We start from the raw sequence: 17,542 nt of genomic DNA on the forward strand, positions 1-17,542 counted from the left end.
TTAAATTTTTATTCGCTAAGCGAAGAGGAATCGCTGCTTTTGAGTTTCTGGATTTCCAGATCTTTTTCATCCAGCAAAGCTCGGTAGTACGATTCCTGACACGCCATGACGGTTCGATATGCTTTCTGCAGCTCTTCCATCTGACGCCATACGCTCAGCTCACTTACACCGCCAAAAGTCTTTTTAGTAAATTTCATCTGGGAAATGTACTGAGCCAGATCCTCCATGTTCTGGCAGGATTCCGGGCTCATTTTTTCTTTTTTCTCAGGTGCGGTTTTCCCTTTGCTTTTAGCGCTGCTCATGTTCACGTTCCTTTCGGAAAATTAAGGAGTAGGCAGCAAGCGCCAGAATGCCTAAAGCCCCACCAGTAACTAGCGCAGAGCTCTGTTCTCCATCGTCTCGAAGGCCGCCTGGAACAGCAGTTTCTTTTACGTTATGGAAGACCACCTCAGTGAGTCCATTAAAGTTTCTGACGTCCGTATCTTTGCCTTGCTTTCTGGATTCTGTATGACCTCCAGAGATGGTGTATTCGGCTACATACTCTTTCGGATCTTCTTTCACCTGATAAGTACCGCCTTTTGGAACTTTAAAGACATAGGACTGTCCGTTTGTGAGCTCAAATGTGTACCAACCATCAACCAGAGTTAATTCTTTGCTCGCATCGGTATAAACGTTTCCGTTCCGATCTTTGATCTGAACTTGAAACTCAAACTTCTTCGATTTGTCGCCCATATTGCCTTCGATATACTTTGTGACGGTAAGCTGGTCAATATCCAAAGCCCATTGAGCATAAAAGGTCGTATCTTCAGTCAGGACATATGAATCACCGTTGTGGTAACGATCGCCCTCAAGTGCATCTGCCGTTTTGGACCAGCCGAGGAATATATATCCATCGCGCACAGGGGTGACCATTTCGCCTGCGTTATTGTGACCAATCGTGATCTTTGTGTTTGGATCTCTCTGATATCCCTTTGGAACAATTACGTTTTCATCGGGGCAGTTGCGATCGTAGCTGACATTGACCTTCTCTTTGTCAAGAAGTACACCATCCACATGCCATCCATTATTTTCTAGCTTCTGAACATACCAGAGTACATATTGAGTATCTGGATCAAAACTGCTGTAAATGGATTTGATCTGATCTGCTGTTGGAACATCATTCAGTCTGTCTGTGACATCATTCTGAGCATTCACACCCTTAAGGTATTCGCCAGTGCGATGTGAGTTATCGATTACCCAGCGCTTTTCCTGAATTGCGTTTTGCAGAGTGATCGTTCCTACATACTGCTCGTTGTTATAGGAAGCCGGTTCATTTGGAATCTGTCCATCCAGACGGATGAAGAAGAGTGCTTCCGTATTAGGATTCGTAGGTGTCCAAACTGCATACAGAGTATGGCTTTTTTCAGTGAGCTGGAAGGTAGATCCAACTTTGAACAAAGGATAGTAATCCATCGAATTCAGGTTTGTTCCTGTTGACCACCCAAGAAATCTATAGCCTTGCCGAGTCCCTTCATAATCAGGAAGAATTACTGAATCGCCAATGCTGCCGTTAACAGGATCAGGAGCATCAATACTTCCTCCATTTTTGTTGAATGTGAGTGTACTCGTTTCAGGTTCAGGATCTACAGGGGCAAACACCAAATCTGCCGCGAAGTGACCACCAGGATTCGCCGTTTCTTTATACACTAGTCCATTTTGATATAAATACTCCGCTTTGACAGAAATGTTAGATCCAGAACCCCAAACATATTCCCTAGAATATGTCAGTTTAATCTGATCAATAATTTGCGAATTACCGCTGTCATCAGTTTTTTCTCCTCTAACAAACGTGTATCCATCAATCGTACATTTCTTCGCATAATCTTTCAGATCAACCGTAACTGTGGTATACCAACCAGGGGTGTTCAATGGTTCGGATTGGGGTTCGGTATCAAGTGTCTGACCATACTCATCAACAAGATTTAAATCAATATATGCTGTTTGTGTATCTTTACGATTCCAAGTAATCGTGAAGGAAGAGAAACTATCCACTTTGAATTCCGCTTTGTAAGTTTCGTTCGCATCCTGAATGGTCTGTTTGCTTTCGCAGGCAACCTTTTCGACTTTAATTCCGTCTTTTTCAGAGATGTGATGGACTTGCAGGGAATTCTCCGTTTTTTCGTCATCGACCAGCGTCTTGTCAAAGGACATCTGGACGTCAACGGTTCCGTCTTCGGGCTCGATTTCCTTTCCGTCTTTCCAGAATGAGACATCAACGACAAGCAAACCATCATAGTTCACCTGACTGCTGTTCAGCGCATTTTCGGCTGCCCGGAATCCTTCATCCTGATCGGAGTAGAGCTTAACGCGCATCTCCGCGTCTTCGGGAAGAATATCGGAAGTCGTTTTTGCGGTTACATGAATAAGATCGGCAGTCTTTTCAAACTGAACAGGCTTTGCGGGCGTCTCCTCTTCAGACGACCCGTCTTTTTCATTTGCATCTTCAGAGGACTCGTTTTCTTCCTTGCCGATTTCCCCATCTGCCTCACTGTAGGAGTCAGACGGTTTCGAATCGGTGCTGGAAGTCGATTCATCTGAAGAGCTCGAAGAATCCGAGGATTCTTCTGCGTCCTGTACAGAATCATCCGCTGCAGCATCTGGAGATTCTGTACTTTGATCCGACGTAGGATCCGGATTTCCTTGCGCGGCCGATGCATCGGACTGCGGTTCGGAGATTTCGGTATTGCCGGCAGACGGCTCTGTATTTGAGACGGGCATGTTCTCCGTCTGCGCAAAAGAAGGATTGTCTCCTTCTCCTTCGGCAAACACCGGGATCAGAAATCCGAAACACATTGCAGCACTGAGCAGCGCCGCGCTGAGTTTTCGTAGAGTTTTCTTTCGTGTCACAATCGCCCTCCATACTTCATCTACTTCAAAGCGGCAAAAGAAGGGCCACATTCTTGAATCCGGATCGACGGCTTTGAAAACGGCGATCCAGGGTATGCTTTCTGCTTTTCCATTCGTCTGGCGGATATCGTCATATTCACTGAAAAAACAGAAACGCACGGCGGCAGGAAGCGTCTATGCCGACCCAGCACGTCTGCTGAATTTGCAATAGGGTTTCCTTTTCTTTTTCTTTGCGACAACCGCCCCCTCCAGAACAATTCCCGCAGGAGAATCACTTTCCCTCTATGAGAGTCACTCTATGAAAAGGGACATTTTTAACAAGATTTTTTTCTGAACTGTTTAAATGCGTGTTGCCTTTCGCCCGTCATGCGACCACTCGTATAAGCCTTATCCCATGCCTTGGGATGGATCGTATGAGAAGGTATCCCATCATTTCACATCTTGCGGCATGCAATTTGGCTTCAACGAATGTTCGGTTACCATACTATCGGTTACTTATGGCCTAGACAAGCTCCTTTTTACAAACGTCCGGCACTTTTCGGTATCGACTGCTATCCCATGATTAATTGTTTTTAAATGTATTTAGTGTTTTCTAACTATGTTTATTTTTTTATGATCGCTTGACAAATTCCTTAAATTAAATAAACTTAAATAATTACGTTTCAGAAAAAATGGACTGGAGTTTTCGCTGCTCCAGTCCCTTTTTTCCATCCTTGGCGATGCCGATCTGACTTTGAATTTCCTGCGGTGTCGTTTTCCCTTTTGAGTATCGTGTTTTCATCGATATGTCATTTTAAATATGTCGCGTTTTTTTCCTCTCGGCCATTTTCCGCCGTTTTTAATTGTTTTCTGACTATTTTTTTATCGCCGTTTTAATTTTCTACTGTTTTATTTATGTATACCCGTTTGTTTTATTTATGTATACCCGTTTTTTTGCAAGATCAAATCGATGCATGAAATTCATACCGGGCTTTCTCTGGACGTGTCGGTTCCGTCCAGCTTTGAAAGCTTCACCCGAGTAAAGTTAAATGACCAGACCTGAATGTAACAGCTTTCAAACCTAAAATTACGGCCTGCTTGTGTATTTTTTTATTTCCTATTTGATAATTCATTATGAGTTTTTCAATCGAAAATATTTCTTGTTTAAAATTCTGCAACTGACACTAAAAGTGTATGAAATTCGCCCATTTTTGTACTTTTTCGTTTTTTGAAGAAAAACAGGGCTTTTGTCGACATTCTTTCTGGAATGAACAGCTGTTCAGTTACGGAAGACAATCCAGGTACTTTCTTTAAGGATCCACGAATAAAGGCCTGAAGGATTTCGGCTTCAGGACTCTGGTTACGGATCGTTTTTTCTTCTTAAGAGAGCGGTTTACCTGCAGACCTACGATCAAATAAGTCCGACATGACGGATCGTCCTATGAAGCCTGTGGTTCTGGATCGACGCTCAGGCGTTTGGTTCTTTCTGGAGTCTGGAGACGCATTCCATGCCGGCGGTGTGGCTGAACATGTCGACGGGCTGAATAACATCAGCACGGTATCCGCCTTTTTGAAAAAGCTTGAGATCGCGAGCGAGCGTTCGCGGGTTGCAGGAAATATAGACGATGGTGCGCGGGGAAAGACGGACAATGTCCTCAATTCCCTGTTCGCTCATTCCCTTGCGAGGCGGATCGACAAAGACAACATCGGCGCTGTTTCCGTTCTGTCTAGCGAATACGCTGGCGTCTTCACAGACAAAGCGGGCGTTTTCGATGCCGTTGAGCTGCTGGTTTGCCCGTGCGTTTTCCACAGCTTCCGGGACAATTTCCACTCCAGTGACGTCTTTGGCTTCTCTTGCCGCAAGCAGACCGATTGTTCCGGTTCCAGAATACAGCTCAATGACACGGTCTGTCTTTTTCAGATTTGCGAATTCAAGCGCTTTGGCGTAGAGCACGCGGGTCATCTGCGGATTGACCTGGAAGAAGCTCTTGAAATGCAGGCGGATTTTCAGGCTCATGCAGCCTTCTTCCATGGAATCCGATCCATAGAGAACGGTGTAGTCATCGCCTAAAATCACGTTATCATCGCGCGTATTCTGGTTGAAGACAATGCTGACAAGGGCTGGGAAGGCTTCATGCAGCTTTTGGGCGAGCTCTTTGAGGCGGACATTTTTCCGTCCGATCAGAACGACCTGTCCCTGATGCGTTTCCGGGGAAAAGCGGATAAACAGGTGGCGTAGTTCTCTGGCCTGTTCGAGGTCGAGATGTTCGATCAGCCAGCCAAAAATCGCGTTGATTTCGCGGTTTTCAATTTTGCATTTCTCAATGGGGACAATCGTATTGCTTTTGGGGCGGTAAAAGCCGGCGATAATCTTTCCGTCTTTTACAGCAATCGGAAACTGCGCTTTATTGCGGTAGTAATACGGTTCGTCCATTCCGATGGGATCGAGAACCTGTATGGAGGGATCCACCCGCCCAAACAGGGTACGCAGTCCTTTCGCTTTCCACTCAAGCTGCGCGGGATAGCGCAAATGCATCAGCGAACAGCCTCCGCATCGGGCTGCTGCTTCGCAGGCGGGAGTTACGCGATCCGCGCTCTCCTGTTCGAGCCGCACGATTTTTCCAATCGCATAATCTTTCTTGACCAGCACGATGTGCACGCGCGCCTTTTCTTCGGGAAGCAGTCCGGAAACAAAGACGGTCATGCCTTCATGATGGCCTATTCCAAATCCCTGGTCGCTTAAATCGGTGCAGACCAGATCAAATTCATCGTTTTTTCTCATGACATTATTTTACCCGCTCCTGCACAAACAGGAGCAATGATGAATTCATCAGACCAGAGGGAAGCGAACTGGTTTGCGGCCGCAGCAGACATTCTCTGCGTTCTGATTTCTTTCCTATTTTTTTATATATTGATTTTCATATGGGCTTTTTGAATACAGGATCTTCAATTAACCGATGCTGGGTTAGAAGACTGCTTTGTTACAGCCAGCCGTTTTTTCCGGCTTGCGTTCGTCGAGCTTACCGCTGTCCGCTGATTTATGTCTGGTCTCTCGTTTCCTTCTGAATCTTTTGAACTTCTAAAGATTGAGCTTTTAAAGATATGGCTTTATCTTCTGGGTCTTTTGGGTCTGTTGTATCTCCTGGCTCTTTACGAAGCCTCCATGATCCGAACTGAAAGCCGGAACGAAGCATGAGGTCACGTCTGGTATTCCTCTTCGCTGGCGAAAATCACAGGCAGGACAGGACCTTTTCTTTTATCTGGCTTTCCCGTGGTTTTTTGGGTGCTGGATTCTGTTTCGGCCTCCTGTTTTTCCTTCGTCAGAAGCAGCCAGATATCCGAAAAGAAAAAGCTGCCGCACGACGATTTTCTTCAACAGGAAGAGGCAGAGGACTCAGGCTGCGAATCCCTGGGCTTTCCTCATGTTCGTGAGCTACGCACCTGAGGAAAAAACGTCAAATCGCCAGCCGTGATGGAGAGACTGTGGGAAAGCGGCTCGCGTTCATGACTGCGCTCATCATGGCGGACCAGTTTTTTTACTCCCTTCTTCGAACTCTCCCTGGTCTGCCTGGAGGTGTCGGTTTCGACCTCGATCCGTGCGTTTCATCAGGAGTAATTTCTGTCTATTCCGGTTAAATTTTGTTATCGTGTATTCCTGTTTTTCATTTTTTACTGGCTCGTTTTACTGGCTCGATTTTCCGCTGATTTTTCCTGGCTTTTCCGGGAAAATCCGACCCCTTTCCCCCGCAGGTTTTACGCGGTTTTTCCTCCCGTTTTCGGGTGGTCATAACGCGAAAAAGAAAGTCGAAAATCCCCGTTCAGAAATGTTGACAGCGCCCCTGTCATGAAATAATATTTAGCCGCCTATCTTATAGCCTGCTATCTGTTAGGCGGCTATATTTCTATACGCCGTGCCGGATTCGAAGCCCATTCCTCTGGAACGAGCCGAAATATCTCTGGATTTCTTCCGGTTTCTCCTGGAAAAATTCAGGGAAGAATCGATCCAGCATACAGCGAGTATACAGGTACAGTTTATTCAGGAAAGGAAGGAAAGGAGGATTACAGGATGGAGGAAAATACCCAGCAGGTCCAGTTTCTGCTCAAGATCCTGAGCAACCAGCTGAAGAAGGAGTTTAACGCCACGCTCAAATCGTACGGTCTGACCAAGGCGCAGTTTGATACGCTGCTGTTTTTAAGCTGCCGGCAGGAGGAGGACGTTCAGATAAACCAGCGGGATCTGGAATCCTTTTTCCAGATTTCCAACCCGACGGTTTCTTCGATGCTCAGCCGTCTTGAAAGCAAGAACCTGATCGAGCGCCACACGTCGCGTTCCGACCGGCGCATCCGCTACATCACGATTACGGATGAGGCGCGCGATCTGGTCGGCCGCATATCCGGTGCGCTCAACAAGAAGCGCTCCGAAATGTTTGCGGGGATCGATCCAGAAGATCTGGATACCGTCAAGCGTGTACTCACGCAGATTTTTTACAACCTGACAGGAAAGGAGGAAATCCAATTTGATTTCAACTTTATGCAAACAAATTAAGCAGTATAAGCGCGAAACCATTCTGACGCCGATTCTGGTTGCGATCGAAGTTGTCCTCGACATTCTGATTCCGTTTCTGATGTCCAAGATGGTCAACGAAGGCGTAAACACCGGCGATATGGCCGTGGTCTGGAACTATGGCCTGCTCATGCTGCTGTGTGCCGTGGGCGCGCTGATCACAGGCGGCCTTTCCGGCAAATACGCAGCCGTCGCTTCCGCCGGTTTTGCCAAAAACCTGCGCGACGCGGAATTCCGCAACATTCAGAACTTCTCGTTTTCCAATATTGACGAGTATTCTACCGGCGGCCTGATTACCCGTCTGACCACCGACGTTTCTAACGTACAGATGGCCTTCCAGATGATCATCCGCATCGCGGTCCGTGCGCCGCTCAACTTTTTCATGGCGCTGTTCATGGTGTTCTATCTCTCCGCGGAAATCGGCTGGTACATGCTTCTGGTCATTGTCCTGCTCGCCATCGCGGTCAGCATTCTGATCAAGCGCGCCGGTCCGGTCTTCAACAAGATGTTCAAGATGTACGACAACCTGAACGAAGAAATTCAGGAAAACATCACGGGCATCCGTCCAGTCAAGTCATTCGTTCGCGAAGACTACGAAATTCAGCGTTTCAACAAGCGCAGCCAGAACATCTACTCCGTCAACCGTACGGCCGAACTGATGATGATTCTCAACCAGCCGTTCGTACAGCTGGCCATGTATGCCTGCGTGCTGATCGTCAGCTTCGTCGGCGCGCACCAGATCGTCAACGGGACCATGATGGACGGTACGCTGATGTCTCTGTTTACCTACATCATGAACCTGCTCATGTCCCTGATGATGTTCTCGATGATCCTCGTCATGGTTACGATGTCGACGGCTTCGGCCAAGCGTATTGTGGAAGTCATCAACCAGGTTTCCTACCTCGAATCCCCCAGGGACGGCATTAAAGAAGTTAAGGACGGTTCGGTCGAATTCGATCACGTTTACTTCAACTATGCCGAACAGGTCGACGGCCACTACGTGCTGCGCGACATTAACTTCAATATTCCGTCCGGCCAGACCGTCGGCATTCTCGGTGCGACCGGTTCGTCCAAGTCGTCGCTCGTCAGCCTGATTCCGCGTCTGTATGACGTTACGAAAGGTTCCGTTAAAGTCGGCGGCAGGGACGTTCGTGAATACGATCTGAAAACGCTGCGTGACTCGGTTTCCATGGTCCTGCAGAAAAACGTACTGTTTTCCGGCACGATCAAGGAAAACATGCGCTGGGGCGATGAAAACGCGACCGATGAAGAAATCGTCGAAGCATGCAAGCTTGCCCAGGCCGATGACTTCATCTCCCGTATGCCGCACGGCTACGACACGTACATTGAACAGGGCGGTACCAACGTATCCGGCGGTCAGCGTCAGCGTCTGACGATTGCCCGTGCTCTGCTCAAAAAGCCAAAAATCCTCATTCTGGACGACTCCACGTCCGCGGTCGATACGAAAACCGACGCGCTCATCCGTGAAGCCTTCCGCACCAAAATTCCAAATACCACAAAAATTATTATTTCCCAGCGCGTATCCTCCATTCAGGATGCGGACCGCATTCTGGTTCTCGATCGAGGCCACCTTGTGGATTCCGGTACGCATGAAGAACTGCTGAAGTCGAGCGAAATTTACCGCACGACCTGGCAGGCCCAGCAGAAAGGAGGCGCAGACGATGCCGGCACCGATGAGACCGCAAAGTAACGCAGCGCACGGACGTCCAAAAAATCTCAACGGACTCAAACGCATCATGGCGATGATCTGGAAAAGCTACAAATGGCAGCTGATCATCATCGCTGTGCTTATTCTCTGCTCTTCCTTAGTCAACGTATACGGCAGCACGTTCCAGCAGCCGCTCATTGACGACTACATTCTCCCGATGGTCCAGAGCGGATCGAAGGACTTCACCCCGCTGACGATGGCGCTGAGTCAGCTGGCCATGATTTATCTGCTTGGCGTCGCTGCCACCTACACATGGAACCGCATGATGGTCAAAGTCAGCCTTGGCACCCTGAATAATGTGCGTGAAGATCTGTTCAGGCACATGCAGTCGCTGCCGATTCGCTATTTCGATACGCATGCGCACGGCGACATCATGTCGGTATACACCAACGATACCGATACGCTGCGGCAGCTCATTTCTCAGTCGCTGCCGCAGGTGTTCTCCTCGGGCATGACGATTCTCATGGTTCTTATTTCCATGATCCGTCTTTCCTGGGTACTCGCTCTGCTGACGGTTCTCTTCTCGGTCGGCATGATGCTCGTTGCCCGTATCATCACCCGCTCTTCGGGCCGCTACTTCCGCGAGCAGCAGGTGCAGCTTGGTAAAGCCAACGGCTATATCGAGGAAATGATCGAGGGCGCCCGCGTTGTCAAAGTGTTCTCCCACGAAAAGCAGGTCGTAAACGACTTCGAGAAGATCAACGACGATCTCTGTCAGGCATCGACCAACGCGAACACCTTCGCCAACATTCTGATGCCGATCTGCGCCAACATCAGCTACATCTCCTATGTTGCCTGTGCACTGGCCGGATCCTACTTCGCCATCAACGGCATGTTCGGTATGACGCTCGGTACCATTTCGGCGATGCTGACGCTGAACCGTTCCTTCAACAACCCGATTACCCAGATTTCCCAGCAGATCAACTCTGTGGTTATGGCACAGGCCGGCGCATCCCGTATTTTCGAACTGATGGATGAGCCTTCCGAAACCGACCACGGTGTCGTTACCCTCGTCCGTGCGAAAAAAGTCGACGGCAAGTGGCAGGAATGCAAGGAATATACCGGCCACTGGTGCTGGAAGCACCCGCGTAAAAACGGCGGCTACCAGCTCGTGGAAATGAAGGGCGACGTCATCTTCGACGATGTCACCTTCGGCTACACTCCGGAAAAAACCGTTCTGCACGACATTTCGCTTTACGCGCATGCCGGTCAGAAAATCGCCTTTGTCGGTGCGACCGGCGCCGGCAAGACAACGATCACCAACCTGATCAACCGCTTCTACGACATCAATCAGGGAACGATCACGTACGACGGCATCAACATCGAACTGATCGAAAAGCCGGACCTCCGCCGCTCCCTTGGCATCGTTCTGCAGGATACGCAGCTGTTTTCCGGAACGATCATGGACAACATCCGCTTTGGCAAGCTTGACGCGAGCGATGAAGAATGCATCGCCGCCGCCAAACTGGCCAACGCCGATTCGTTCATCAACCATCTCGAAAACGGCTACCAGACGTACATTCACGCCAACGGCGATTCCCTTTCTCAGGGTCAGCGCCAGTTGCTCGCCATTGCCCGTGCTGCCGTCGCCAACCCGCCGGTTCTGATTCTCGATGAAGCGACCAGCTCGATCGATACCCGTACCGAACGTCTTGTTCAGAACGGCATGGACGAGCTAATGAAAGGCCGTACGGTTTTCGTTATCGCGCACCGTCTGTCCACGATCATGAACTCCGACGCGATCATGGTTCTCGATCAGGGACGCATCATCGAACGCGGAAACCACGAAAGCCTGCTCGCCAAAAAAGGCGTGTACTACCAGCTGTACACCGGCGCACTCGAAATGGACTAATCCGTTTTCCTGACGGAAATCCATCGCACTGCGCTTTCCCGCTTTCTCTTGAAGCTTCCTGCTTCTTATTTGAATTGTCTTTCTTTCGACTGGGATCTTTCCTGTCCCGGCTGGAAGCTGGCCTGTCGCCCTTTGGCGGCAGGCTTTTTTTGTAAGGTCCGCTCCCGATCGAACCGGCACTTTGGCTGGCTGGCTCACTTTCAGACTGGCTCTCTGCCCTGCCGGGCTCTGGTTTGCGGAGACGCTGGTTTACCCAGGGTAGGCCATTGTTGCCGACTTTAAGGTAATTGCGGTAGATAATACCATTTAAAGCAGAAAACAGGCCGTCTTTCTGTTATAAAAAATACAGAAAGGGGGCCTTTCTTATGATCAGAAAAAGCGAACTGACAATTGTTTCGGGATCGAACGTCATTTCCTGCTCGCTGTCCAGAATTGATTCTGGACCGGACGCCGTTTCCGATGTGCTTTCCGGCATGGTTTGCGGATCGGATGCGGTAGCCTGCGTGCTTTCATGCATCGCTTCGTCAGCCCAGACAAGCAGCGCCGGCGTGGCACTCAGGCCAAGCGCTGAGCACAGAGCGATCGACAGAAGAAATCGTTTTGACAAGATATATCCCCCTTTTCTTATCGGTGTCGGATTGATTTCTTCTCTTTTCGTCAATATTTTGCCGAAGCAAAACCCGATGGATCTCCATCGGGCTTTTTTCTTTAGTATGCACGCTGACCATAAACATGGATGCGGATTGTTTTTTGTACCGCTTGCTTTGTTTATCCATCTAACCAATCATATTTTGTATACAACGAACATATACGCATATATAGGAACTCTATTCATTTCCTGCGCGTCTGTCCATTTCTTGTTCCTTGATGTCGTTCTGTACGCAGATTGGGTTTCCAGGACCTGTCGGCTGGCTTTTACGCCCAGTCAGGAATGGACTGGCCGAGATTCATGTTCGCCTTCATCCAGGCATACACCATAAGAGAAAACTGTCCCATCAGATTCTGACCGGAAGCGGCACTTGGCAGATCGTCGCAGAGCATTGTAATCACGTATGTGCCAAAGGGTGCGTCAACAAGCACCGTATCGTTCTGGCAGAAATCGAGCCAGCCCGGCTTGTTGGCAGTTCTCGCTTCGGAGGGAATGCCGTTGAGCAGACGGCCGGGGACAGCCTGTGTCTGCAGCAGGGCTTTCATGCGTCTGGAGTTTTTCAGACGGCCTTCCTGAATATCGCATAACATCTGCGAGGCGTCTTTGGCCGAAGTGAAGTTGCCGTACGGACGGCCTGACATGTACGTGTCACTGTAGCCGTGCGCCCGGTTCCAGGCGTTGAGCACCTGAATGCCGGCCGAATAGCTGCCGCCGCCCAGGACACTCACCAGATACACCCAGGCATCGTTGCTGGAAACGGAAATCATGACCGAAAGCTGCTGTTCGAGGCGCATCGGCGTCGCAAACGCGGCGTATCGTTCGTAGTTTTCAAAAATGGCGCCCATCACAAACATCTTCATGACGCTTGCCGACTGCTGGGAATGAGAATTCACCACAATTTTTCCATCTCGTCCGGGCACGCGAACCGCAAAGGAAATTTCAGCGTTTCGTGCGGAACTGTTCGCAATCGTCTGCTCGATTTGGCGCTGGAGATCTTCAAAGTCGGGCATCAGTGCACCCGTCGCGTCATCAAAGCGGCACATATGGCCCTTGATGTTTCTGCGTCCGGAAACGCGCCAGCCGTTTTCGTCGTACCAGCAAACCTTTTTCGGATTTCCGTACTGCACAAAGGAATTTTTCACACGGTGGCCGTCACTGAGATCATAAAAAGCGATTCCGCCGCTTTTCTGCACTTCGCCAGTCACCATTTTTCCATCCGATCCAAACTGAAATTCATGGACCTGACCGTTCAAGGTTAACGTCTGTTCGCCGGTAAGCATGCGTCCTCCCTGGCTTTCGTCAAAGCAATAGCGATCCCCAAAAATCGAAGTAAAGCCATACAGTGGCTGATCGTCGGGATCAAAGGCGGTAATGAAAGACGGATCGTCTGGATCCTTCACAAACGAATACAGATTGAGCGCGTTCCAGCTGCCGTTTTCTTCTTCCCAGCCAAATTCCACCAGCCGCTCTTTTTCCCTTCGATCGAGCGTGAAATGATGCGAGCCGGTTTTCGCGTTGGGATTGTAGAGCCGCAGCACGGGCTGCTGATTGATTTCAGCGGAATAAAAGGCGATGTTTTCATCTTTCCAGCCCATCGAAAGGAGCGCCTGCCGCTCGTTTGGACTGCACGTATAGTGATGCTCGCCATTCGCGCTCTGATACAGACGATACACGGGTGTATTCGAAGAGACCGGCTGCAAAAAGCGCACGCCCTCATCTTTCCAGCCCTGCTTGACCAGGCCTGCGATTTCCTGCAGGTCGGCGGTGTAAGAGTGTTCGCCGCTGTTCGGATTGTAAACCGAAGAAACGGATACGTGCTCCTGTTTTTTCAGCGCGTTCTGGACAATTTCGTATTCGGCAATCGCGTCCTGAATCAGCGTATTGCTGCAGGTTTCATTCCACTGTACGAGAACCTCCGGATTTTCGCGATACGCCTCGAGTTCCTGTCTGCGGCGCAGAAGACTGTGCCGGACTGGATTTTCATTCCAGCCGTACGTATTCCAGACAATGCCTTCCGCATTTGCCTGACCGACTTTTGGATAGACAAAGACGCGTCCCGAAACGGCCCGGCCGTTTTCGTCAAACCAGAACTCGCTGCCGTTTTCATCCTGTTCCAGAGTATTTCGGTGCATCGAACCGGTTTCGAGATCGAAGAAATAGCGATCGTTCTCAACTTGCGCAAAGCCGAGAAGCTGACGGCCGTCGGGCATGGAATACCTATCGGGCTGTCCGTTTTCTTCGATCCATCCGGTTTGAAGAACGCCGGTTTCATCGAATTCATACCAGTCGTCGTAAATTCCGACACGGCCTTTGAGTTCGTTCTGATCTGAATCAAAGCCGTGGATTTCCCCGTTATCGTTTTGCGCGAAATCGTAATCGCTGATCGCGAAAAAAGCGGTGCCTTCCGCTTTCCAGCCCGCCTGGATCAGCGCATTGCGCTCCTTGAGTGAGAGCGTATAGTGATGCGATCCGGATCGGGCGTTGGGATTGTACAGACGATACACCGTACGGCCGTATTCGCTTTCCGAATAAAAGGCGATTCCCTCATCTTTCCAGCCCGCCTGAACCAGACCGTTTCTCTCGTTTTCGCTTTTCGTGTAGTGATGATCGGAGGCGTTGGGATTGTACAGCCGGTACACCGGTTCGCCATCTTCCACAGGCGTACTCCAGGCGGTATCTTCGTCTTTCCAGCCGGAGGAAATCAGCACATTCCGCTCATTCGCTGAACCGGTGTAAAAATGTTCACCGCTGCTGGGATTGTACAGACGATACAGAACGCGGCCTTCCTTTTGGGAGGTGAGCCACGTCCAGTCGGTCTGGGCGTCGGTCTTCAGGACTGCACTGGATGAGTCTGCGTCGGCGCTGTCCCCTTTTTGATCGGCCTTTTCGGGTGAATCTTCTTCTGACGTCGCACTTTCCCTGGCTTCGGGCGCAAGATCCTGTTCTGCGCTTTCTTCGGAATCCGTGGTTTCTTCGGGCCGCTCGGGCATAGAGGGCATCGGCTTTGGCGTCCTGCTTTCTTCCTGAACAGCCGGATCTTCCTTTGCCTGCAGCGTCAGGACGCTCGAACTGAAACTCTGCGCGCTGATCGTACAGGCGCACAGCAGCGCCAGCGCGCTGCGCATTTTTCTTTTCCTGCCGGATCGATTCATTGTTTTCCCCTTTTTCTCTTTCGTGAATCGGTTCCAAACCAGACGGCCCGCTTTATACAGTCCCGGTCTGGTTTTCTTTTGTCCATACCCTGTCAACGGTGCAATCTGGACACAACCGTTGTCAGTTTATCGTCTGGTTTGCACAAAAAATAGACTTGTTTTGTACAGACCTTCAAAACCGGGCTCGATCGGATCGTTGTCCGGTTTGACATCTGCCCGGGATCGTTCGTTTTTTCGTATATCGGTTCTGGAGGATGTATGAAAAACAAAACGATTGAAGAACTGCTCGCCCTGCTCGATGAAGGCGTTGCCCAGCTGCTCGAAGGCGATGAATACCGCCAGTATTTGAAAACGATGTCCCGCTTTCCGTCCTATTCCATGCGCAATACCCTGCTGCTCTACAAACAGTGTCCGCAGGCCAGTCTGGTGGCCGGTTTTCAGACGTGGGAGCGCGTATTTGGCCGGCACGTCAAAAAAGGGGAGAAAGGTCTGCGCATTCTCGCCCCGTATTCCTATAAAGTCAAAACAAAAGACGCCGCAAAGGAGAAAATCGAAATCCGCACCGGCTTTCGCTCCATTTCCGTCTTCGACATTTCCCAGACCGAAGGCAAGCCGCTGCCCCCGCCGCCTCAGGTCCGAACGCTCGAAGGCGAATGCGACTTGTTCGAACCGGCCATACCGCTGCTCGAAAGGCTGACCGGCTTTCAAATCGAACGCTGCGCGCTCGAACATGGTGTCAACGGCACCTGCCGCTATGACGAGCAGCGCATTCGCATTAACGAAACGCTGAACTCCCGCCACGCGTTTAAAACGCTCACCCACGAATGCGCCCACGCGCTTCTGCACAATTTTGGCGTCTGCGATCACAGCCGAATGGATGCCAGAGAACAGGCGCTCATCGACCGTCTGCTTCAGTCGCCCGAACTGCGGGAGACGGAAAGCGAATCGGTAAGCTTTGTGGTGTGCATGGCCTGCGGCATCGACTGTTCCGAGTATTCCTTTGCCTATATCGCCACCTGGCTTTCGGGAAAAGAACTGCTTCCCGCTTCCCTCGCGCGCATTTCAAACTGCGCGCAGAAAATGCTCCTGGCGCTGCAGCCACTTCTTAAGGAAACGGCTCCGCCTGCTCTGAGCGCTCATCGCGCTTCCAGCTCCCCTCCTGGATCGCAGACAAAAGCCTGACCGCTCTGTCCCCATCGATCGAAACGCATGATTTTTCCATCCGGATTTACCCGGACATCGATACGGTCTTCTTGGACGTGCTCCTTTCTTTACACGCCTAAAATGGAGAGTATGAACAATTCCAATACCCATGCATTAGTCCTTGGCGGCGGAGGCAGCCGGGGCAGTTATACCATCGGCGTTCTGACGACGCTGATGGAACAGAAAAAAACGTACGATCTGGTCACCGGCATTTCGATCGGCGCCATTGTCGGCGCGCTGTATGCGATGAATAAGCCAGTCGATCTTTCGTCGATGATTGCTTCCTTTCCTTCAAGCGGTCTGGCCGACGGTCTGTTTTCCTTTCCGGACTGCCACAAGGCAGCCGACGAAGCCGACAAAGGCTTTGATGCCTATGTCAAGGCATTTCAGAACAACGGACCGACGACACAAACCCTCTCCAAGGTGTTTCACTCGCTCTTTGACTTTGACGCCTTTGAAAAATCCAGTCTGAACTTCGCGTGTCTGGCAGCCAACGTTACCCAGAACCAGGCGCGCATCTTTACGAAAAACGAACTCACTTCCCCCGAAAAAGTGGAGCGGGCCGTTCTGGCTTCGGCTGCCTATTTCCCGGCGTATTCGCTCGTGAATATTGATGGGGACTACTATGGCGACGGCAGTTTTCTCAACTGGTCGTTAGGCCGTGTGGCCAAAGAACTGGGCGCGAAAAAGATGACGCTCGTCTCGCTGGCCCAGCCCGGCGACAATCTCGTGTACGAAAAAGACGAGACGGAACTGCTGATCCGCCCGATTGTCCCGCTGGCGGGCTTTCTCAATTTTGGAACGGCTACTCTGCGCAATCAGATTATGCAGGGACGGCTCGAAGCCCTGAAGACGATGAATCTGGCGCCTGGCTACGTCTACACCTTTTATCCCGACGACGCGCTGATCTTCTCTTCTCTCTCCCGTATGGTCGTCGACATTCTCAACCGAAACCACATTCAGCTCGAAAACGGCATGTTAATCGAAGGCCTCGAAACGCTGATGGGCTGCAGGCTGCAGCCGCTGGAAAACGAGTATATGAAGCACTACCAGTTTGGGCTTCTGCTCGAATGTCTGGCTGCAGTCGCCGGTATGGATTTTTACCGTCAGTACCATTTGCGCGATTTCACAAAGGAAATGCTGAGGCGTCTGGAAAGTTTCTCCCTGCATCCGCAGGCGGCTGTTCTTGGCTCCACTTTACAGACGGATCGCATGGGCGCGATGAATCTGATGGCGTTCTTTTATGGCGGACTCAAGCGAAACAACGGCCATTTGCCCGCGGAATACGACATTCTCAAAACCAAATTCGATTCCGTCTTCCTGCTTGCCCTCGCCTGGTACGTGCTGGAGAAATTCTCGCCCGTCCTCAAGCTTCTCTAAAGCGCTCCCTGCCCTTTACGGTTCTTTCTTCCGCTTTTTTCCAAGCGATAAACGATTTCCTTCTCACCAGTTCTCATGCAAGACCAGAACCTGCAGTCGGCTCATGCCGGCTGTAAAAGTTCTGGTCTTTTTCTCGCCGTACGTTCTC

At 50.4% G+C, this 17,542-nt stretch carries 10 protein-coding genes; 5 read left to right on the forward strand and 5 right to left on the reverse strand.

The window, feature by feature from the left end; all coding sequences use genetic code 11:
• Positions 1-8: 8 nt before the first annotated feature.
• The 3 genes from ACLUYS_RS00575 to rlmD all read right to left on the reverse strand — a co-directional run bounded on the left by ACLUYS_RS00575 (position 9) and on the right by rlmD (position 5,647).
• Positions 9-302 (reverse strand): hypothetical protein, encoded by a 294-nt coding sequence (locus tag ACLUYS_RS00575; RefSeq protein WP_412658631.1) that lies wholly within the window; start codon positions 300-302, stop codon positions 9-11.
• On the reverse strand, positions 289-3,045 hold the full coding sequence (locus ACLUYS_RS00580) for an InlB B-repeat-containing protein (RefSeq protein ID WP_412658632.1): 2,757 nt from the start codon (positions 3,043-3,045) through the stop codon (positions 289-291). The genes ACLUYS_RS00575 and ACLUYS_RS00580 overlap by 14 nt, the downstream gene beginning before the upstream one ends.
• A gap of 1,288 nt (positions 3,046-4,333) precedes the next feature.
• Positions 4,334-5,647, reverse strand: a complete 1,314-nt coding sequence (gene rlmD, locus ACLUYS_RS00585; RefSeq protein WP_412658634.1) for a 23S rRNA (uracil(1939)-C(5))-methyltransferase RlmD — start codon at positions 5,645-5,647, stop codon at positions 4,334-4,336.
• Between the two features lie 1,284 nt (positions 5,648-6,931).
• Here rlmD and ACLUYS_RS00590 point away from each other — a divergent pair.
• From ACLUYS_RS00590 to ACLUYS_RS00600, 3 genes are read left to right on the forward strand one after another with little or no spacing between them, the layout of a single operon-like run.
• On the forward strand, positions 6,932-7,411 hold the full coding sequence (locus ACLUYS_RS00590; protein WP_412658636.1) for a MarR family winged helix-turn-helix transcriptional regulator: 480 nt from the start codon (positions 6,932-6,934) through the stop codon (positions 7,409-7,411).
• Complete coding sequence (locus tag ACLUYS_RS00595; protein WP_412658637.1) at positions 7,383-9,140, forward strand: ABC transporter ATP-binding protein; 1,758 nt, start codon at positions 7,383-7,385, stop codon at positions 9,138-9,140. Before ACLUYS_RS00590 ends, ACLUYS_RS00595 begins: the two co-directional genes overlap by 29 nt.
• The gene (locus ACLUYS_RS00600) at positions 9,124-11,010 is read left to right on the forward strand and encodes an ABC transporter ATP-binding protein (protein ID WP_412658645.1); all 1,887 of its coding nucleotides are present in this window, start codon (positions 9,124-9,126) and stop codon (positions 11,008-11,010) included. Before ACLUYS_RS00595 ends, ACLUYS_RS00600 begins: the two co-directional genes overlap by 17 nt.
• A gap of 334 nt (positions 11,011-11,344) precedes the next feature.
• Here the strand turns inward: ACLUYS_RS00600 and ACLUYS_RS00605 are convergent, their stop codons facing one another.
• Together ACLUYS_RS00605 and ACLUYS_RS00610 are read right to left on the reverse strand one after the other, a co-directional pair.
• A complete protein-coding gene (locus tag ACLUYS_RS00605; RefSeq protein WP_412658638.1) occupies positions 11,345-11,617 on the reverse strand; it encodes a hypothetical protein in 273 nt (90 codons plus the stop codon).
• Between the two features lie 308 nt (positions 11,618-11,925).
• Entirely contained in the window at positions 11,926-14,784 is a 2,859-nt protein-coding gene (locus tag ACLUYS_RS00610) for a serine hydrolase (RefSeq protein WP_412658639.1), read from the reverse strand.
• Positions 14,785-15,069: 285 nt separating this feature from the next.
• Here ACLUYS_RS00610 and ACLUYS_RS00615 point away from each other — a divergent pair, with 285 nt between their 5' ends.
• Positions 15,070-15,993, forward strand: a complete 924-nt coding sequence (locus ACLUYS_RS00615) for an ArdC-like ssDNA-binding domain-containing protein (RefSeq protein WP_412658640.1) — start codon at positions 15,070-15,072, stop codon at positions 15,991-15,993.
• 111 nt (positions 15,994-16,104) lie between these two features.
• Positions 16,105-17,394, forward strand: a complete 1,290-nt coding sequence (locus tag ACLUYS_RS00620) for a patatin-like phospholipase family protein (protein ID WP_412658641.1) — start codon at positions 16,105-16,107, stop codon at positions 17,392-17,394.
• Positions 17,395-17,542 lie beyond the last annotated feature (148 nt).

This window comes from Allobaculum sp., assembly GCF_047010065.1.
GTDB lineage: Bacteria > Bacillota_I > Bacilli_A > Erysipelotrichales > Erysipelotrichaceae > Allobaculum > Allobaculum fili.

Coding starts and splice junctions, on each gene's coding strand:
- ACLUYS_RS00575 (WP_412658631.1), bottom strand. CDS start 302: ATGAGCAGCGCTAAAAGCAAAGGGAAAACCGCACCTGAGAAAAAAGAA.
- rlmD (WP_412658634.1), bottom strand. CDS start 5,647: ATGAGAAAAAACGATGAATTTGATCTGGTCTGCACCGATTTAAGCGAC.
- ACLUYS_RS00590 (WP_412658636.1), top strand. CDS start 6,932: ATGGAGGAAAATACCCAGCAGGTCCAGTTTCTGCTCAAGATCCTGAGC.
- ACLUYS_RS00600 (WP_412658645.1), top strand. CDS start 9,124: ATGAGACCGCAAAGTAACGCAGCGCACGGACGTCCAAAAAATCTCAAC.
- ACLUYS_RS00610 (WP_412658639.1), bottom strand. CDS start 14,784: ATGCGCAGCGCGCTGGCGCTGCTGTGCGCCTGTACGATCAGCGCGCAG.
- ACLUYS_RS00615 (WP_412658640.1), top strand. CDS start 15,070: ATGAAAAACAAAACGATTGAAGAACTGCTCGCCCTGCTCGATGAAGGC.
- ACLUYS_RS00620 (WP_412658641.1), top strand. CDS start 16,105: ATGAACAATTCCAATACCCATGCATTAGTCCTTGGCGGCGGAGGCAGC.